General features: G+C 71.4%; 14 protein-coding genes and 1 pseudogene. 2 read left to right on the top strand and 13 right to left on the bottom strand.

Annotated features, from left to right (window positions below):
* Window position 1: 1 nt before the first annotated feature.
* The 10 genes from ACFWU9_RS03380 to ACFWU9_RS03335 all read right to left on the bottom strand — a co-directional run bounded on the left by ACFWU9_RS03380 (window position 2) and on the right by ACFWU9_RS03335 (window position 13,230).
* Window positions 2-2,056 (bottom strand): ABC transporter permease, encoded by a 2,055-nt coding sequence (locus ACFWU9_RS03380; RefSeq protein WP_384314459.1) that lies wholly within the window; start codon window positions 2,054-2,056, stop codon window positions 2-4.
* Window positions 2,053-3,117 (bottom strand): glycine betaine/L-proline ABC transporter ATP-binding protein, encoded by a 1,065-nt coding sequence (locus ACFWU9_RS03375; protein WP_384314456.1) that lies wholly within the window; start codon window positions 3,115-3,117, stop codon window positions 2,053-2,055. The genes ACFWU9_RS03380 and ACFWU9_RS03375 overlap by 4 nt, the downstream gene beginning before the upstream one ends.
* A complete protein-coding gene (locus ACFWU9_RS03370) occupies window positions 3,117-4,670 on the bottom strand; it encodes a GMC family oxidoreductase (protein ID WP_384314454.1) in 1,554 nt (517 codons plus the stop codon). Before ACFWU9_RS03370 ends, ACFWU9_RS03375 begins: the two co-directional genes overlap by 1 nt.
* Before the next feature lie 150 nt (window positions 4,671-4,820).
* On the bottom strand, window positions 4,821-6,329 hold the full coding sequence (locus tag ACFWU9_RS03365) for an aldehyde dehydrogenase family protein (protein ID WP_384314451.1): 1,509 nt from the start codon (window positions 6,327-6,329) through the stop codon (window positions 4,821-4,823).
* A 240-nt stretch (window positions 6,330-6,569) separates the two neighbouring features.
* Window positions 6,570-7,058, bottom strand: a complete 489-nt coding sequence (locus ACFWU9_RS03360) for a phospholipase (protein WP_384314448.1) — start codon at window positions 7,056-7,058, stop codon at window positions 6,570-6,572.
* Window positions 7,059-7,697: 639 nt separating this feature from the next.
* Window positions 7,698-8,834, bottom strand: coding sequence for a DUF5954 family protein (locus tag ACFWU9_RS03355; protein WP_384314445.1), 1,137 nt, complete (start codon window positions 8,832-8,834; stop codon window positions 7,698-7,700).
* Between the two features lie 217 nt (window positions 8,835-9,051).
* On the bottom strand, window positions 9,052-10,041 hold the full coding sequence (locus ACFWU9_RS03350) for a malate dehydrogenase (protein ID WP_384314442.1): 990 nt from the start codon (window positions 10,039-10,041) through the stop codon (window positions 9,052-9,054).
* Window positions 10,042-10,281: 240 nt separating this feature from the next.
* Window positions 10,282-11,373: an XRE family transcriptional regulator gene (locus ACFWU9_RS03345; RefSeq protein ID WP_384314439.1), complete on the bottom strand. Its 1,092-nt coding sequence runs from the start codon at window positions 11,371-11,373 to the stop codon at window positions 10,282-10,284.
* A 367-nt stretch (window positions 11,374-11,740) separates the two neighbouring features.
* Window positions 11,741-12,352, bottom strand: a complete 612-nt coding sequence (locus tag ACFWU9_RS03340; protein WP_384314437.1) for a DUF3017 domain-containing protein — start codon at window positions 12,350-12,352, stop codon at window positions 11,741-11,743.
* Between the two features lie 11 nt (window positions 12,353-12,363).
* A complete protein-coding gene (locus tag ACFWU9_RS03335; RefSeq protein WP_384314434.1) occupies window positions 12,364-13,230 on the bottom strand; it encodes a bifunctional methylenetetrahydrofolate dehydrogenase/methenyltetrahydrofolate cyclohydrolase in 867 nt (288 codons plus the stop codon).
* 290 nt (window positions 13,231-13,520) lie between these two features.
* On the opposite strand from ACFWU9_RS03335, the gene ACFWU9_RS03330 reads away from it, so the two are divergent.
* Entirely contained in the window at window positions 13,521-14,126 is a 606-nt protein-coding gene (locus ACFWU9_RS03330) for a hypothetical protein (protein ID WP_384314433.1), read from the top strand.
* A 216-nt stretch (window positions 14,127-14,342) separates the two neighbouring features.
* Here the strand turns inward: ACFWU9_RS03330 and purH are convergent, their stop codons facing one another.
* Window positions 14,343-15,932: a bifunctional phosphoribosylaminoimidazolecarboxamide formyltransferase/IMP cyclohydrolase gene (gene purH / locus ACFWU9_RS03325; protein WP_384314430.1), complete on the bottom strand. Its 1,590-nt coding sequence runs from the start codon at window positions 15,930-15,932 to the stop codon at window positions 14,343-14,345.
* Entirely contained in the window at window positions 15,929-16,534 is a 606-nt protein-coding gene (gene purN / locus ACFWU9_RS03320) for a phosphoribosylglycinamide formyltransferase (protein ID WP_384314903.1), read from the bottom strand. The genes purH and purN overlap by 4 nt, the downstream gene beginning before the upstream one ends.
* Window positions 16,535-16,896: 362 nt before the next feature.
* On the opposite strand from purN, the gene ACFWU9_RS03315 reads away from it, so the two are divergent.
* Window positions 16,897-18,009, top strand: coding sequence for a hypothetical protein (locus tag ACFWU9_RS03315; RefSeq protein WP_384314427.1), 1,113 nt, complete (start codon window positions 16,897-16,899; stop codon window positions 18,007-18,009).
* Between the two features lie 86 nt (window positions 18,010-18,095).
* On the opposite strand, the pseudogene ACFWU9_RS03310 reads toward ACFWU9_RS03315, so the two are convergent.
* A pseudogene (locus ACFWU9_RS03310) lies at window positions 18,096-18,394 on the bottom strand (Toxic cation resistance protein); the annotation flags it as partial.

The following is an 18,394-nucleotide window of genomic DNA, read 5'->3' as shown; positions in this document are numbered from 1 at the left end:
GTCAGACCTGGGCGCGTTCCTTCGCCACCGCGCTCGGCTGCGAGATCCGGTCCAGCAGCAGGCCGAGGCAGACGATCGCGATCCCGGCCGTCATGCCGAGCCCCAGATCGCCCTTGGCGAGGCCCCTCACGACATCGACGCCGAGCGCGCCGCCGCCGATCATGCCGCCGATGACGACGATGGCCAGGACCAGCACCACGCCCTGGTTGACGGCGAGTTGGAGGGCGGGGCGGGCCAGCGGGAGCTGGACCTGGCGCAGTTGCTGCCCCGTACCGGCGCCCAGCGAGCGCGCGGCCTCCAGGGCGGAGGGGTCGATCTCCCGGATTCCCTGGGTGGTGATGCGTACGACGGCGGGGAGCGCGTAGACGACGGCCGCGGCGACGGCCGCCGTCCGGCCGCCGCTGAACAGCGCGATCACCGGGATCAGATAGATGAACTGCGGCATCGTCTGCATGATGTCGAGGACCGGCCTGATCAGCCGCTCGACCCTCTCGACGCGCGCGGCGAGGATGCCGAGGGCGAAGCCGAGCAGCAGGGTCACCACCAGTGCGGCGAGGACCTGCGAAAGGGTGTCGAGCGAGCGTTCCCAGAGGCCCATCGCGCCGATCGCGGCCAGCGACAGCACCACCGTGACGACGGCCCGCAGGCCGGTCCGCAGCGCCAGCACGGCCGCGACGAGGAGCAGCGCCCACCAGGGGGTGGCCAGCAGCGCGTCGCGCACCGGGTTGATCACCCAGTTGGCGAAGCCTTCGGACCAGGTCAGGGTGCCGCCCAGAACCGGTACTCCGGAGCCGAGTTCGCGCTCGATCCAGTCGACGACGTTGTTGACCGGTTCGCTGATCGAGACGGTCCAGGCCTCGGGCCACTCCTTGCGGCCGAGTACGGCTCCGAGCACCGCGCCGCCGGCGACCGCCGCGACGATGCCGGACCAGAGCATCCACCAGGTGGGCCGCTGCCCCGCGTCGGGGTCTTCGAGCTGTTCGCCGGCCGCCGCCGTCGTACGGTCCAGCCAGATCGCCAGCAGGACGACGGCGATTCCGGCGGGCAGCGCGAGGCCCACGTCGACGGTGGAGAGCGCCGTGAAGATCTCGTCGCCGAGCCCGCCCGCGCCGATCATCGAGGCGAGGACGACCATCGACAGACACATCATGATCGTCTGGTTGAGGCCGAGGAGCATCTGTTTGCGGGCCAGCGGCAGCCGCGCCGTCATCAGGCGCTGCCAGGAACTCGCGCCCAGCGAGGCGGATGCCTCAAGCGCCGCCGCGTCCGCGCCGCGCAGCCCGAGTGCGGTCAGCCGGGCCATCGGCGGGGCCGCGTAGATGACGGTCGCGACGAAGACGGAGGGGATGCCGATGTCGAAGAGCAGCACGAACGGCAGCAGATACGAGAAGGCGGGCAGTACCTGCATCGTGTCGAAGACCGGCCGCAGTATCCGCTGGCAGCGGTCGGACAGCCCGGCGGCGAGTCCGAGCAGCGCGCCGACGACCGCCGAGACGGTGACGGCGACGACCATCAGCGACAGCGTCTCCATCGCCGGTTCCCACATGCCGAGCAGCCCGATCACGGCGAAGGTGGCGAGCGCGGTGGCGGCGGTGCGCAGCGCGCGGCGGCGCAGGCCGGCGCCGCCCGCGTACCAGGCGATCAGTACGGCGGCCACGGTCACGCCGATGAAGCCGAGGCTCTCCAGCAGGCTGAGTACGCCGTCGACCGAGCTTTCGGCGGAGTTGCTGATGTGCAGGAGGAAGTAGAGGAAGAGGGGGTGGGTGGTGCGGTTGTCGACCAGCCAGCGGTTGAGGTCGTCGAGCGGCGAGCGTACGTCGACGGTCAGGTCGGCGGGCCAGGCTCCGCTTCCGGTGACGGCCGCGCTGACGATCGCGACGAGGACGGCGGCGACGAGCAGCATCGCGCGGGGATTGCCCGCGAGACGGGACCAGGCACCGGGTACCCGGTCGTCCGACACGTCGGTCTTGGACGTACGTATGTCCCCCGGGCCGTCGGCCGTCTGCCGCCGGGCGGGGTCGGTCTTCTCGGAGACCGGCTGGGGAGCGGCGCTCATACCGCCGCCACCTCCTTGGGTTCCGCGTCGTCGTCCAGCCCCGCGACGACGGCCAGCAGTTCCTCGTAGCCGACGACACCGAGCGTCCGTCCGTCCTCCACGACCCGGCAGTAGTCGCCGCTGCGCGCGACGGCCTCGATGGCGTCCGAGACGAGAGTGCCGGGCTTGAGCGCCACGCCCGACTCGCTCTCGCCCTCGCGCGCGGGGCGCATGGCGCGGCGTACGGAGATGACCTGCTCGCGCGGGACGTCGCGGACGAAGTCGCGTACGTAGTCGTCGGCCGGGTTCGCGACGATCTCCTCCGGCGTGCCGAGCTGGACGATGCCGCCGTCGCGCATCAGCGCGATGCGGTCGCCGAGCCGCAGGGCCTCGTTGAGGTCGTGGGTGATGAAGACCATCGTGCGGCCCTCCTCCCGGTGCAGCCGGATGACCTCCTCCTGCATGTCACGGCGGATCAGCGGGTCGAGCGCGCTGAACGGCTCGTCGAACAGCAGGACTTGAGGGTCCACGGCGAGCGCGCGGGCGAGGCCGACGCGCTGCTGCTGGCCCCCGGAGAGCTGGCCGGGGCGGCGTTCCTCCAGGCCTTCGAGACCGACCAGGGCGGCGACCTCGGCGGCCTTGGCCCGGCGCTCGGCGCGGGGCATGCCCTGGATCTCCAGGCCGTACGCGACGTTGTCGAGCACGGAGCGGTGCGGCAGCAGACCGAAGTGCTGGAAGACCATGGCGGCGCGGTGCCTGCGCAGTTCGCGCAGCCGGTTCTTGTCCATGGCGATGACGTCCTCGCCGTCCATGGCGAGCTGTCCGCTGGTCGGCTCGATGAGCCGGGTCAGACAGCGTACGAGGGTCGACTTGCCGGAGCCCGAGAGGCCCATGACGACGAAGACCTCGCCCTTGCGCACATCGAAGGAGACGTCGCGGACGGCGGCGGTACAGCCGGTGCGCGCCCTCAACTCCTCGGCGGACAGGGCCGCGTACTCGGCGTTGCCCGGTATTCGGTCGGCCTTGGGTCCGAAGACCTTCCACAGATCGCGTACGGAGAAGACCGGTTCGGTGGCGGTCATCACGCATCACCTCCCGGTGCGGTTGTATTGGCTGTCGCGGTGAGCAGTTCGGCGCACTTCTCGCCGACCATCAGGACCCCGATCATCGGATTCACGGCCGGCATGGTGGGGAAGACGGAGGCGTCGGCGATTCGGATGCCTTTCAGGCCACGGATCGTCAGATCCGGTCCGACCACGGCCTGTTCGTCGTCGGTCGCGCCCATCCGGCAGGTGCCGGCCGGGTGGTAGACCGTGTGGGCGCACTTACGGGCGTACTCGCTCAGCTCCTCGTCGGAGGTGAGGTCGGGGCCCGGACAGACCTCGCGGGTCAGCCAGTCGGCGAGCGGTTCGGCGGCGGCGATCCGCCGGGCGATCCTGATGCCGTCCACGAGGGTGCGTCCGTCGTAGTCGTCCTCGTCGGTGAAGTACCGGAAGTCCAGGGCGGGTTTGACGTCGGGGTCCGCGCTGGTGAGGAAGAGCCGGCCGCGGCTGCGGGGCTTGGGGATGTTCGGTGTCATCGAGACGCCGTGCGCGGGGCGTTCGTACCCCAGGCGCTCGGGGTTGTCCGTGAACGGAATCTGGTAGAAGTGGAACATCAGGTCCGGCCCCTGGCCGTCCGGGTCGCGCCGGACGAAGAGACCCGCGTCGGAGTCCATCGCCGAGTTCTCGGGGATCGGCCCGTCGGTCTCCCAGACGATGACCGACTCCGGGTGGTCGAGCAGGTTCTCGCCGACGCCCGGCAGATCGTGGGTCACGGGGATGCCGAGGGCCTCCAGATCGGCGCGGGGGCCGATGCCGGAGTGCAGGAGCAGCCGGGGTGTGTCGACCGCTCCGGCGCAGACGAGGACCTCACGCCGGGCGCGTACGTAGGACTCGGTGCCGTCCGCGGCCCGCACGCGCACGCCGGTCGCGCGGGTGCCGTCCAGCTCCAGCCGGTACGCCCAGGTCTCTAGCAGCAGCCGGAGGTTGGGGCGGTCCAGGAAGGGATGGAGATACGCCACCGAGGCGGACGAGCGCTTGTTGGTCGCCGGGTGGTAGGCGAGATCGAAGAAGCCGGCGCCCTCGTGGAAGGGCTTCTTGTTGAAGCCCTCGACGCGGGGGACGCCGAGCGCCGCCTGCGCCGCGTCGACGAAGTCGCGGGCGATGGGGTTACGGTCCTGCTCGTCCACGGGGACGATGTTGTTGCGCAGTCGCCCGAAGTACGGCTCCATGGACGCCGCGTCCCAGCCGTCGGCCCCGGCCGCCGCCCACTCGTCCCAGTCGGAGGGCAGCGGCCTGAAGGCGATCAGGGTGTTGTGCGAGGAGCAGCCGCCGAGCACCCGGGCGCGGCTGTGCCGGATGTGGGAGTTACCGCGTGGCTGCTCGGTCGTCGGGTAGTCGTAGTCCAGCTCACCGCCGAGCAGCCCCATCCAGCGCCGGAGCGTCAGGACCTCGGGCCGGTCGACGTCGGACGGCCCTCCCTCGATGACGGCGACGGTGACGTCCGGGTCCTCGGTGAGCCGTGAGGCGATCACCGATCCGGCGGTGCCGCCACCGACGACGACGTAGTCGTATGCGGCGTCGTGTTCGGCCATGGGTGTCGTCTACTCCACTTCACTGGGGCGATTCAAGGCTCTTGCGCGCAATAAGGCGTAATGTGACTCAGCCGTAAGGCAGTTGGCGATGTCGGGCGGGCGGGCGACGGCCGCCATGCCGGTACGGCCGACCGGGCCGGCCGGGCCGGCTCAGCCCGCGAACCAGCGGACGGGCCGGGGCGCGAGGTTCTGGTAGATGTGCTTGGCCTCGCGGTACTCGGCCAGGCCGGCGGGCCCCAGTTCGCGCCCGATGCCGGACTTGCCGAAGCCACCCCATTCGGCCTGCGGCAGATACGGGTGGAAGTCGTTGATCCAGACGGTGCCGTGCCGCAGCCGTCCGGCGACGCGCCGGGCGCGCCCGGGGTCCGCCGTCCAGACACCGCCGGCCAGCCCGTACTCGGTGTCGTTGGCGAGCGCGACGGCCTCGTCCTCCGTACGGAAGGTCTCCACGGTCAGTACGGGGCCGAAGACCTCCTCGCGGACGACCCGCATCTCGCGGTGGCACTGGTCGAGGACGGTCGGCTCGTAGAAGTACCCCCCGGCGGGGCGCAGTTCACCCGGCTCGGGCCGCTTGCCGCCGGAGCGCAGGACGGCGCCCTCCTTGAGCGCGGACGCGACGTACTCCTCGGTCTTCGCCAACTGCCCTGCCGATACAAGCGGTCCGCACTCGACGCCCTCGCCGGTGCCCCGCCCGGTACGGATCCGCGCGGCCCGGCGGGCGAGTTCGGCGACGAAGCGCTCGCGCAGCGACTCCTCGACGATGAGGCGTGAGCCGGCGGAGCAGACCTGGCCGCTGTGGATGAACGCCGCGTTCAGCGCCTGGTCGACGGCGGTGTCGAAGCCCTCGTCGGTGGCGCAGGAGTCGGCGAAGACGACGTTCGGGTTCTTCCCGCCGAGTTCGAGCGCGACCTTCTTCACTCCGGGCGCCGCGGCCGCCATCACCTTCGTACCGCTGGCCAGTCCACCGGTGAACGAGACGAGGTCCACGTCCGGGTGCTCCGCCATCCGGGCGCCGACGGGGTCACCGGCGCCGGTCACCAGGTTGGCGACACCGGGCGGCAGCCCGGCCTCGGTGAGCAGGCCGATGAGGGCGACGGTGCTGAGCGGGGTGATCTCGCTCGGCTTGACCACGAAGGTGTTGCCCGCGGCGAGGGCCGGGGCGATCTTCCAACTCGCCTGCAACAGGGGGTAGTTCCAGGGGGTGATGAGCGCGCAGACGCCGACGGGTTCATGGACGACGACGCTGTGCACGTCCGGGAGGCCGGCGTCCACGACCCGCCCGCCGCCTTCGTTGCCCACGAGATCGGCGAAGTAGGCGAACGCGTCGGCGACACAGTCGACATCGACGCGGCCCTCCTCCACGGTCTTGCCCGCGTCCCTGCTCTCCAGCGCCCCGAGCGTTTCCCGGTCCCGTCTCAGCAGCCCGGCGACGCGTCGCAACAGCGCGGCCCGTTCGGCGACCGGGGTCCGGGGCCAGGGGCCCGCGCCCCCGTCGAAGGCCCTGCGCGCGGCGTCGACGGCGGCGTCGACATCCTGGGCCCCGCCCTCGGACACCACGGCGAACGGTGTCGCGTCGGCGGGGTCGATGATGTCGCGTGTGGCACCGGAGGCGGCTTCGAGCCACTCCCCGTCCACAAAGATGGTCTGTTGTGCCGACACGTCGCGTTTGGCCTTCCGTTCCCGAAACCCACCACCACCAGCGGAGACTGGCGATCTGGGCCCCTGCCCCGAGAAGGGGGAAGCATGCGTGTTCGATGACCGGAAGTGTTCGGGGTCACTCGCCGCGGGAGTCTCCTCGGCGCGGGGACCCGGCCCCCGGACAGCACGAAGGCCCCTCGCTGGCGGGCGAGGGGCCTTCGAGTAACAGGCGGCGGTGGGGGGCTCCGCCGGGAGCGTCGGTCAGGCCACCGACTTGTTGCCGTCGACCAGCGCGGAGCGGCCGAAGATGCTGACGGCCTGGTAGTACGTCCACGCCGTGGCGTTGCAGGAGGCCTTCGTGGCGCCCGAGTAGCCGTTGCACACCCGCTTCAGGTCCTCGTAGAACGCGCTGTCCAGCCGCGCCTTGTTGGCGTCGAAGGAGCCGGCCGCCTTGTAGTTGCGGTAGCCGAAGTCGTGACGCGCGCAGGACGTCTGGAACGGGAAGCCGAACGGGTTGTCGGGGGAGGACGAGCAGTAGTCCGTGGACCAGTCGAAGCCGTACGCGGACCAGGCACCCTGGTTGTTGCGGGCGGAGACGAACGAGTTGTAGCTCGCGGCGCTGGTCTGCGTCCAGCTGCTGAGGACCTGCGGCTTGTCGGCCGGCGCGGCGGCGGCCGAGCTCGCCGACATCAGCGTGGCGGGGAGGACGAGGGCAAGTGCGGCGAGCGGCATCGCCAGACGACGGCGCATTTCGGATACCTCCGGTGGGGAGACAGGTTGGCGCCCCGTGCCCGGTGACACGGAGTCGTACCTCAGAGCGATCGGGGCGGTCACCACACGGGTCTACGCGCGATGACCGCCGCGGGAATGGTCCCCCAGAAACGCCGAGATGTAACCATGCTCATGACGAAACAAGAAGAAAACAGGGAACCAACTGCCGGACATAGCACGCAACTTGCCGCTCACCGACTGCGGGACCCCTCCTGGGGGGGTGGGCAGGGGGCTTCAGGGGCTGGTCCGGGGCCCCGAAGCCCCGCCCGGCTCATGGCGCTCGGCACGCGCGCTCGCCGCGTTGGCCTCGGTCGCCCGGGTACGCGTGCGACCCCCGGGGCTGCGGTCGCACGGGGCAACGAGCCACGGCCGCCTACCTGTCACGACTCCCGGCACGCGCGCTCGCCGCGTTGGCCCCGGTCGTACGGGGGCGACCGGGGCAGCGAGCCCGCCCATCGGGCGGGGCCGGAGCTCGGCGCTGAGCGGTCAACGCGGGCCCAGTACCTGCCCCCCCCCGCACGCGGTCGCGCGCGGCAGCGAGCCGTCCGCCGGGTGCCGAGCTTTCGACGTGGTGGATCGCTCGTGTGCCTGCCCCGCCCGTAGGGCTCCGGGTAGGACCTAGGACGGGCCCGGTTCGGGGTCCTTCCGGGGCTTGCGTTGTTTCCAGGCCGCGCGTCTTGCCTCCTCCTTGGCCATCAGGCGCTTCATCTCCTCCATGTCGGCGTTCAGTTCCGCCGCTGCCTCGGCGTCGTCCTCCGGCTGTCCCTGCTCCCGCAGCTGCCTCGTCTGCACCTCGATCGGCGGGTCCGGGTCGAAGTCCGACGGCCTCGGACCCTCCGGGCCGTCGGGCCCGATCCGTACCAACTGCTCGACCCGCGCCACCCGGAAGCGCCGCCCGCCCACCGCGACCCCCGCCCCGCGCTTCTCGTCCAGCCGGTCCGCCGCCTTCGCGTACTCCTCGCGCTCGGCCTCGCTCAGCCTCTGCTGAATGGGCGTCATGACCCGGAAGTCGATCGCCAGCCGGTCCCGCGCCGCCTGCGGACTCGGCGCGGAGCCCGAATGCGGCTTCCACCGCCCGTCCTCACCGCACTCGGCGATCGCGAACTCCGCCGGCAGCAGTACGCCACCGGGATGCGTCTCGACCGCCCGCAGCGAATCCCCGCGCATCTCGGGCGGCGCGGTGCCCGCCCTCAGCACGAACTGCATCAGATCGAACTTGAGCAGGCCCTCCGCCATCCCCGTACCGGTGTACGGGTCGATGACGAACCCCACGACCCGGCTGGGCAGTCGGTACGCCTCCCCCACCTCCCCCGGGTCCGGATCCGAAGGCCTCGGCGGCTCGGGGCCGTCCGGCCCCAGCCGGATGAACTGCTCCACGCGCACCACGCGGTACCGCGTGCCCAGCACCCTCAACTCGTCCACCGCGACCCGGTCGAGCTTCTCGTACGCCGCCCGGTACTTCTTGCGGTCCGCCGCGCGCCCCGCGTCCTCCGCCTCCTTGGCCAGCCCCCGGAAGTGCGAGGCGAGGGAGTCGCGGACGCTCTGGGGTGTGTCCCCGGCCGCACGCAGGATCTCCCAGCCGCCCCGCTCCGACTCCCTCGCCCCGACGAAGGCCGGCAGCCCCATGCCCACGATCGTGGGGTAGCGCTCCCGCGCCCGCCACGCCTCCTCGTCGGCGAATGCCGCGATCGGACCGTCCTGCGCCGTCATGCGGATGGTCCGGTACGCCGGCAGCCCCTCTCCGTATGCGTTCATGCACTCAGTGTGCGCGAAGGGTCGCCCTCGGTGGCACCGAACGCGTAATCAACACCACACCGGTGTACGGCGGTTGACCCACCGACCGCGATCCCGACCCCGATCCCGGCTCTGGCCCCGAGCCCCGGCCCCGGGGCCCGCACGACAGAGCTCCCGGCGTCCGCCTGGGCGGCTGCCGGGAGCTCTGTCGTAGACCGGTCGGAGCGGGCCTCCGAGATCAGAGAAGACCGAGCTCGCGGACGGCGTCGCGCTCCTCGGTGAGCTCCTTCACCGACGCGTCGATGCGCGCGCGGGAGAAGTCGTTGATGTCCAGGCCCTGGACGATCTCGTACGCCCCGTTCTTCGTGGTCACGGGGAACGACGAGATGATGCCCTCCGGGACGCCGTACGAGCCGTCCGACGGAACGCCCATCGAGGTCCAGTCGCCCTCGGGGGTGCCGTTCACCCACGTGTTGACGTGGTCGATCGCGGCGTTGGCGGCCGAGGCCGCCGAGGACGCGCCCCGGGCCTCGATGATCGCGGCGCCGCGCTTGGCGACGGTCGGGATGAAGGTGTCGGCGAGCCACTGCTCGTCGTTGACGGTCTCGGCGGCGTTCTTGCCGGCGATCTCCGCGTGGAAGATGTCCGGGTACTGCGTGGCCGAGTGGTTGCCCCAGATCGTCAGCCGCTTGATGTCCGTGACCTGCGCGCCGGTCTTGGCGGCGAGCTGCGAGATCGCGCGGTTGTGGTCCAGCCGGGTCATCGCGGTGAAGCGCTCGGCCGGTACGTCGGGGGCGGCGGCCTGCGCGATGAGCGCGTTGGTGTTGGCCGGGTTGCCGACGACGAGGACCTTGATGTCGTCGGCGGCGTTGTCGTTGATGGCCTTGCCCTGGGGCTTGAAGATGCCGCCGTTGGCGGAGAGCAGATCGCCGCGCTCCATGCCCTTGGTACGGGGGCGGGCGCCGACGAGCAGCGCGACGTTGGCGCCGGAGAACGCGGCGTTGGCGTCGTCGGTGATCTCGATGCCGCGCAGCAGCGGGAAGGCGCAGTCGTCGAGCTCCATGGCGGTGCCCTCGGCGGCCTTCAGGCCCTGCGGGATCTCCAGCAGACGCAGGCTGACCGGCACATCCGCGCCGAGCAGTTGACCGGAGGCGATGCGGAAGAGCAGCGCGTAGCCGATCTGGCCGGCTGCGCCGGTGACGGTGACATTCACGGGAGTGCGGGTCATGGCGGTCTCCGTTAGACAGCGGTGGAACGGCGGGCGGCAGGGGCCCTGCCCCTGGTGCGGGCCATCTCTCCGACGGCGGGATGAATCATGTCTTGACGTGAAGAGACAACCGCCCGCCAGGCTATCCGACGCGAAGCACGCGGAACGCGACGGGGCGCGGGCGGTGCGGTGGGGGGCGGTTCACGCCGGGTGCTCCGGGCCGAGCCAGCCCCCCGTACCGACACCGGGCCCGCAGTGACCTCACTGGCCCGGCGTCGTGCACCCCTCCGTGCCCGTCGTCAGCGTCGCGCACGCCTTTGCCTCGGCCGCCGCCGCCACCGCGACCATCGGGGTGTACGCGTCCTTGTCGGCGTTCACCGTGCCCGTCTGGGGCTTTCCCTCGCCCTTGTCGGCCGCGATCTCCACCGTGTCGCCCGGTGCCGCGTCGGTGATACGCGCCCAGGCCACCCCGCACGTCTCGCTGTAGCGGACCTCGACCACCGCCGTACCGACCGTCGCGGTCGTCGCGGTCTCGGCGAAGTCACCGCCGCAGCCCATGAGTTCGGGGTCCTCGCCGACGCACTCGTCACCGGAGCACTTGACGCCGGCGGGCAGTTCGGAAGCGGTGGGGGTCGGCTTCGGCGACGCGGACTGCGCGACCTTCCCCTTGCCGTCGTCGCCTCCGCCGCCCAGGTCGGTCAGGAGGACCGCGCCGGCTATCAGCGCCAGCGCGCCGACGAGGGCCGCCACGAAGATGACCGTCCGGCGACGGCCGCGCCCGCCGCCGCCGCGTCCGGGCGGCGGCACGGGGGCCGACGGCGGGAAGCCGGGCGGCGTCCCCCCGGGAGCGCCTGCCGGAGGGCGGTTCGCGCCCGGCTGCTCGGGACCGAGCCAGCCCCCCGACGCCGGACCCGGACCCGAGCCCGTCCGCGCACCCCCGCCGGGCGGCGTCGCCGTACGTCCGCCGGGACGGCTGCTCCCGGCACCGCCGGGGCCGCCGACCGGTTCGCCGCCGAACTCGCCGAGCGCGTCCCGCGCCTGGGAGATCCGGATCGCCTCCATCGTCATGTCGTGACGCATCTCGGAACGGCTCCACGCCCGCTCCGACAGTTCCCACATCGTCGTCAGGTGCAGCGGATTGGTGCCGGTGACCTCGGCGAGCGCCAGGATCGCGCCCCTGGGCGGGAGCAGGCGTCCGTTGAGGTACCGCTCCCAGGACGTCTTGCTGTACCCGGTTCGGTCGGAGACGGCCGCGATGCTCAGGCCGCTCTTGTCCACGAGCCTGCGCAGCTGCGTCGCGAACTCTCTGACCTGTGGGTCGAGCTCCTCCGGTAGTGCCTTCCAACGAGGCATTACTTCCCCCTTGTCCCCCCGCACGTTCCTGATGTGCTCCGCCCTGCCGCGCCCCCACGCCGGCCGACGACTACCCCAAGGGATGCGAGGAGCCGAGGTGTCAGTTCCAGATATGGGAGTGCACCGGAGCATTCGGGACAGTCCCCGCGCCCCCTCGCGCGCCGCCGCCGATTCCGTCCCACAGTCTCGCACCCGTTGCCCGACGATCACACCATGGCGGAATGGTCACTTCCGTGCCACAGGCGGCTGTCTGCCCTTGATCCTCTTTGGCGGGTCCGTGACGCTAGCCACATGCCGACGGCGCCCGTCCTGACTCGGGGGAGGGGATGGGCGCCGTCTTCTCGATCGGTACGGGATATGTCCAGGTCTACGGGACGGTGGAGTGGACGACATCCTCCAGGAACGGGATCTCCAGCCATGGATCCGGCTGCGTCATCAGCGACAGCAGCACGATCGAGACACCGAGCAGCCCGTAGGTCACCATGTCGGTGAAGCGCGACCGTACGGCCAGCATGCCGACCGACGGCATGACCCGCCGCAGCACCGCGCCGGTGATCAACGCCACACCGATCAGGATCGTGCCGTAGCGGGACGCCTCCTCGAACGGCTCGATCCCGACGATCAGCAGTCCGAGCCCCGTCATACCCAGCACCGTCAGCAGCGGCCACTGGCGGGCGGGGGCGGGAGCGTCGCCGGGGGCCGCCCGGCCGCCGCCCTCCGGGCGCGCGGTGTCCTGCGTCACCGTCGGGAAGCGCCGCGAGGTACTGGGCGCGGCAACCTCGGCGTCCGCCGCCCCGGCGGCCTCTCCGTCCGTCCCCCCGTCCGGCTGCTTCTCCCCCACGTACGCGGCCGTGCCCGGCCCGCCGTCCGCGGCCACGGGATCGCTCACCGCACGCCCACCGTCGCCGTCGGCGCCGTCACCGCCTCCGGGCCCGGCGGCCGCAGCCGCGTCGGCACCCGCACTCGTACCAGCACCCATGGGTGCCCCCTTCACGTTCCGCTTCCGCTTCCGGCGCGCTCCGCCGCCTCGACGACGTTGACCAGCAGCTGCGCACGCGTCATCGGGCCGACTCCGCCGGGGTTCGGTGAGATCCAGCCTGCCACTCCCGCGACGTCCGGGTGGACGTCCCCGGCGATCTTGCCGTGCTCGTCGCGGCTGACACCGACGTCGAGCACCGCCGCGCCCGGCTTCACGTCCTCCGCCTTGATGATGTGGCGCACCCCGGCCGCCGACACGATGATGTCGGCCTGCCGCAGATGTGAGGAGAGATCACGGGTGCCGGTGTGGCACTGCGTCACGGTCGCGTTCTCGGACTTACGGGTGAGCAGCAGCGGGATCGAGCGGCCCACGGTGATCCCGCGTCCGACGACCACGACGTGCGCGCCCTTGATCTCGACCCCGTGCGCGCGCAGGAGCTGGATGATGCCGTACGGGGTGCAGGGCAGCGGCCCGGTCTCGTTCAGGACCAGCCGGCCGAGGCTCATCGGGTGCAGCCCGTCGGCGTCCTTCTCCGGGTCCATCAGTTCCAGGACGCGATTGGTGTCGATGCCCTTGGGGAGCGGCAGTTGGACGATGTAGCCGGTGCACTCGGGGTTCGCGTTGAGTTCGCGTACGACTGCCTCGATCTCCACCTGCGTCGCGGTGTCGGGCAGCTCGCGCTGGATCGAGGCGATACCGACCTCGGCGCAGTCGCGGTGCTTGCCGTTCACATACCAACGGCTTCCCGGGTCGTCCCCGACGAGCAGGGTCCCGAGTCCCGGGGTGATGCCCCGCGTCTTGAGGGCCGCCACGCGGGCGGTCAGGTCGGACTTGATCGCGGCTGCGGTGGCCTTGCCATCGAGAATCTGGGCGGTCATGTGCCCATCTTCGCGGATGACCCCGCCCCTGTTCCAACCGAGGTCGTTCACGAGGTCGGCCATGGGGTCCGTCCCGTGCCCGGCGCGCCCGGGCGGACGAAGATCGACGAGGGATGTCCAGGTTGCGCTTGCACAACGCATACGAATACCGACTGGACAAAAAGTCACCAACAACCGCACGATGAGCCGCGCAGTACGCGGGCAGTGTAGGGGGACTAACCGCTCGGTTGTGTGATGTTTCCTCCTTCGGCTCCGCGATGTCCCCGCGTCACCAACGGAGGAAACCCGCCATGAGCTTCGGCGACCCGAACAACCCCTACGGACAGCAGGGGCAGCCCCAGGGCCAGCCGGGATACGGCTACCCGCAGCAGGGCCAGCCCCCGCAGGCGGGCCCCAACTACGGCTACCCGCAGGCTCCCCCGGTCCAGCCCTACGGCGGCTACCCCGGCGGCCCCATGGGCGGCGGCCCCCAGACGATGCCGGGCGGCGTGTCGGCGTCCCGCGTCTTCCTCTGGATACTCTCCGGGCTCAGCCTGATAGGCGGCGTGATCTTCCTCATCGGCGCGATCGCGCTGAACGCGGCGAAGGACAGCGACGAGCTGGCGGACGACTCGCAGTTCCAGAGCCTGGTCGACCAGTCGAGCGGTGTGCTCTGGTTCATGACCTTCATCGCCGTCGTGTGGACCGTCGCGTCGATCGTCCTGGCGATCAAGATCAGCACGGGTGGCCCGGGCCTGCGTACCGCGCTCATCGTCTACGGCGCCCTGACCATCGTCCTGGGTATCTACCCCTTCGGCGGTATCGCGGGCATCGTCCACATCGTCCTGAGCATCCTGCTGATCGTCTTCGTGTCGAAGGCGGACGGCGCGGCGTGGTTCAAGCGCCCCCGTTACTGACGCGGGCGAGCAGCGAGGGCACGCGCGCGCCGGAAGCACGTCCCCGCGCCCGCGCGTATGCCAGAAGGCCGTAACACCCGTCCTGGCGGCGGGGATTACGGCCTTCTGGCGTTCTCGGCGTTCTTCACGCTTTCACGCTTTCACGCTTTCGGGCTCTCGGGCTTTCGGACCCTCAAGCCTTCAGTCGTTCTTCGGTGTTCAGGAACCGGCCCGGGCTCAGTGGAAGAAGTGCCGCGTGCCCGTGAAGTACATCGTCGCGCCCGCCTTCTTCGCCGCCTCGACCGTCTGCTCGTCACGTACCGAACCACCCGGCTGCACCACGGCCTTCACGCCCGCCTCCAGCAGGATCTCCAGTCCGTCGGGGAACGGGAAGAACGCGTCCGACGCCGCGTACGACCCACGGGCCCGCTCCTCGCCCGCGCGCTCCACGGCGAGCTTCGCCGAGTCCACGCGGTTGACCTGCCCCATGCCGACGCCGACGCTCGCGCCGTCCTTGGCGATCAGGATCGCGTTGGACTTCACCGCGCGGCACGCCTTCCACGCGAAGGCCAGCTCGCGCAGCTCGGCGTCCGCGAGGGGTTCGCCGGTGGCGAGCGTCCAGGTCGACGGGTCGTCGCCGTCGGCCTGGAGACGGTCGGTGACCTGGAGCAGCGCACCGCCGTCGATGGGCTTCACCTCGACGGGGGCCGTGGGACCGCCCTCGCAGCGCAGCACCCGGATGTTCTTCTTGCGGGCCAGCACCTCGACGGCGCCGTCCTCGTAGCCGGGCGCGACGATGACCTCGGTGAAGATCTCGGCGACCTGCTCGGCCATGGCCACGGAGACCGGCCGGTTGACGGCGATCACACCGCCGAAGGCGGAGAGCGGGTCGCACGCGTGGGCCTTGCGGTGCGCCTCGGCGACGTCGTCGCCGATCGCGATGCCGCACGGGTTGGCGTGCTTGATGATCGCGACGCACGGCTCGGTGTGGTCGTACGCGGCCCGGCGCGCGGCGTCGGTGTCCGTGTAGTTGTTGTAGCTCATCTCCTTGCCGTGCAGCTGCTCCGCGTCGGCGAGGCCGCCGCCCCCGCCCGCCGTGTAGAGGGCGGCGGGCTGGTGCGGGTTCTCGCCGTAGCGCAGGACGTTCTTGCGCTCGTACGTCGAGCCCAGGAAGTCGGGGAGACCCGAGGTGTCGGCGGCGGCGTAGTCGGCCGCGAACCAGGAGGCCACGGCCACGTCGTACGCGGCGGTGTGCTGGAACGCCTCGGCCGCGAGCCTCTTACGGGTCGTCAGGTCGAACCCGCCGTCCTGTACGGCCTTGAGGACGTCGCCGTACCGCGCGGGGCTGGTGACGATGGCGACCGACGGGTGGTTCTTGGCGGCGGCGCGGACCATGGACGGGCCGCCGATGTCGATCTGCTCGACGCACTCGTCGGGTGTGGCGCCCGACTCGACGGTCTCGCGGAAGGGGTAGAGGTTCGAGACGACCAACTCGAAGGGCTCGATGCCGAGTTCGGTGAGCTGCTCACGGTGGGAGGCGAGCCGCTGGTCGGCCAGGATGCCGGCGTGGACGCGCGGGTGCAGCGTCTTGACGCGGCCGTCGAGGGTCTCGGGGAAGCCGGTCAGCTCCTCGACCTTGGTGACGGGCACACCGGCGGCGGCGATCCGCGCGGCGGTGGAGCCGGTCGAGACGAGCGTGACGCCGGCCGCGTGCAGTCCGCGGGCCAGCTCTTCCAGTCCCGTCTTGTCGTAGACGCTGACCAGCGCGCGGCGGACGGGCCGCCTCGTGCCTTCGGCCACTGCTTCGTCGGGCTTCTCGACGCTCACTGGATTGTTACCTTTCGTCCTTCGATGCGGTAGCCGTACCGGGCGAGACGCCCCACGACATCGACGAGCAGCCGTCGCTCGACGTCCTTGATGCGCTCATGGAGAGCGACGCCACCGTCCTCGTGGTCCTCGTCCCGCACCTCGACCACGCCTTGCGCGATGACCGGGCCGGTGTCGACACCGTCGTCGACGAAGTGGACGGTGCAACCGGTGATCTTCGCCCCGTACGCGAGCGCGTCACGCACTCCGTGGGCACCGGGGAAGCTGGGCAGCAGGGCGGGGTGGGTGTTGATGAACCGGCCGCCGAAGCGGGCGAGGAACCGCTTGCCGACGATCTTCATGAAGCCGGCCGACACGACGAGATCGGGCTCGTACGCGGCGGTGGCCTCGGTCAGCGCGGCATCCCACTCCTCACGCGTCGCGTAGTCCTTGACGCGGCGGACGAAGGTCGGCAGCCCGGCCCGCTCGGCGCGTTCGAGGCCGGTGATGGAGTCGCGGTCGGCGCCGACGGCGACGATACGGGCGCCGTACCTCTCGGGGTCGGCGGCGACGGCGTCGAGCAGTGCCTGGAGGTTCGTACCGGAGCCGGAGACGAGGACCACGAGCCGGGCCGGGGAGCCGAATACGACCGGAGAGCCCGGTTCCGTCGGGGCGACCGGGTCGTCGGGGGCGGGCGGGGACGGCGGGGAGGCCACGGCGGAACGCCTTTCTGGAAGCGAGCACAGCCTCGCGGGTCGTGCGGGTCGTGCGGCTTTGTGTGGTCGTACGAACGAATCGTGTCTCCCGTATCGGGGAACTCTACGAAGGAGCCGACCGTCAGCAACGATACCGGCACACCGAACCGCCCCCGGGGGACGGGGGCGCGGCCGGGAGGTAGCGTCTGGGGACACGGACCTGTCTCCAGAACAGGTCATACGACACGAGACCCCTTGCGCCAAGGGTCTGAGGGGAAGACGTTCACCACATGCCGGACCGACGACACCGCACGGCACTTCATGTCCCGCAGCCCACCGGGCCGGTGCTTCTGATGCGGGAACGCCAGTCCTCGTCCGCCGGGTCCTCGGGGCCCGAGGGCTCTTCGGGGCCGGAGGACTCCTCCGGGGCCTCGGGTGCTTCGGGGTCCTCGGACTCGTCCGGGAGCTCGGACAATTCGGGAAACTCGGGAGCTTCAGGAGGGTCCGGGGCCGAGTCCTCCGGGACGGGCGGAGGGTCCGGGCCGTCCGGGTCCGAGTCGTCCGGGTCCGGGCCGTCCGGAGCCTCCGGGTCCGGGGCCTCCGACGACAACCCGTTCGCGCCTCCGCCGGAGGACAGGCCGGACCAGCCGTGGCAGCCGCGCCATCCCCAGAACGGCGGCGGAACACCGGACGACCGGTCGGGCGACGACCGTTCGTCCTGGGGCAGCCAGTGGAGCAGCCGGCAGCCGGGCCGCTCGTCGGGCGGTTTCGGCGGCAGACCGGGTGGCGGCCAGAGCGGACCGGGCGGCGAGCGGAACGGCCCCGGTGGCCGCCAGGACGGTCCCGAGGGGCAGCCCGGCGGCAGGGGCGGTCTGCGCTGGGACCCGACCGACCCGTTCCAGCGCCGCGCCAGGTACTCGCTGCTCTCGGGCATGTGGGCCTTCTTCTTCGCCCTCTTCGACTTCCCGGAGATCGCGCTGCTCCTCGGAGCGCTCGCGCTCTACTGGGGCATCAGCTCGCTGCGGGCCAAGGCCCCGCTGCCGCGTGCGTCCTCGGGCGGCGAGGGCGGCCAGGTGGCGGCCCGCCGTTCGGACGTGGGGACGACCTCGGTCTCGGGCCCGGACACGACCCCTCCCGCGCCGACCGCGGCACCTCCGGCGCCGGGTGTGCCGGGAGCCCCCGCGCAGGGGACGACGGCGCACAAGCCGCAGACGACCACGGCCGTGAGCGGGATCGTCACGGCGACCATCGCGCTGCTGGTCGTGGCGGCGACGTTCACCGTGCAGTTGGTCTACCGCGACTACTACACATGCGTGAACGACGCGCTGACGAAGACGGGCCAACTGGCCTGCAACGACAAGCTCCCCGACTCGCTCGTCCCGATCTTCGGCGTCCAGAAGTAGCCGGGGGAAGAGCTCGAATCTGACGGCGGCCCCGTCCCTCCCCGATCCGGGAGGGGCGGGGCCGCCGCTCGTTCGAGTGGTGTGGATCAGCCGACGGCCTTCGGCTCGGGTTCCGGCTCGGACCGCGGTTCCGGCTCGGGCTGGGATTCGGGCTCCGGTGCGGGCTCGGCCTCGACCTCGGCCTCGGATTTCTGACCGGGCTCCTGCTCGGACTCGGATTCGGGCTCTGGTTCTGGTTCTGGCTCGGTTGCGGCCGTTGTCGCCGGTGGGGTCTCGGCCGTGTCGGCGCCCTTCTCCGGAGGGGCCGGCGCGGACTCAAGCTCCGGCGCGTGCTCGGCCCAACCCGAGCCCGAGTACGAGCCGGAGCCCGGGTCCGAGTCGGAGT

It is taken from the genome of Streptomyces sp. NPDC058653 (assembly GCF_042716895.1).
Lineage (GTDB): Bacteria > Actinomycetota > Actinomycetes > Streptomycetales > Streptomycetaceae > Streptomyces.
This window is presented reverse-complemented; position numbering and strand designations above follow the sequence as displayed.

Bases quoted from the DNA above. Each gene is read 5' to 3' on its own strand.
- ACFWU9_RS03330 (WP_384314433.1), top strand. From the start codon at position 13,521: ATGAGCTTCGGCGACCCGAACAACCCCTACGGACAGCAGGGGCAGCCC.
- ACFWU9_RS03350 (WP_384314442.1), bottom strand. From the start codon at position 10,041: ATGACCCGCACTCCCGTGAATGTCACCGTCACCGGCGCAGCCGGCCAG.
- ACFWU9_RS03370 (WP_384314454.1), bottom strand. From the start codon at position 4,670: ATGGCCGAACACGACGCCGCATACGACTACGTCGTCGTCGGTGGCGGC.
- ACFWU9_RS03345 (WP_384314439.1), bottom strand. From the start codon at position 11,373: ATGCCTCGTTGGAAGGCACTACCGGAGGAGCTCGACCCACAGGTCAGA.
- ACFWU9_RS03375 (WP_384314456.1), bottom strand. From the start codon at position 3,117: ATGACCGCCACCGAACCGGTCTTCTCCGTACGCGATCTGTGGAAGGTC.
- ACFWU9_RS03360 (WP_384314448.1), bottom strand. From the start codon at position 7,058: ATGCGCCGTCGTCTGGCGATGCCGCTCGCCGCACTTGCCCTCGTCCTC.
- ACFWU9_RS03335 (WP_384314434.1), bottom strand. From the start codon at position 13,230: ATGACCGCCCAGATTCTCGATGGCAAGGCCACCGCAGCCGCGATCAAG.
- ACFWU9_RS03355 (WP_384314445.1), bottom strand. From the start codon at position 8,834: ATGAACGCATACGGAGAGGGGCTGCCGGCGTACCGGACCATCCGCATG.
- ACFWU9_RS03315 (WP_384314427.1), top strand. From the start codon at position 16,897: ATGCCGGACCGACGACACCGCACGGCACTTCATGTCCCGCAGCCCACC.
- ACFWU9_RS03380 (WP_384314459.1), bottom strand. From the start codon at position 2,056: ATGAGCGCCGCTCCCCAGCCGGTCTCCGAGAAGACCGACCCCGCCCGG.
- ACFWU9_RS03340 (WP_384314437.1), bottom strand. From the start codon at position 12,352: ATGGGTGCTGGTACGAGTGCGGGTGCCGACGCGGCTGCGGCCGCCGGG.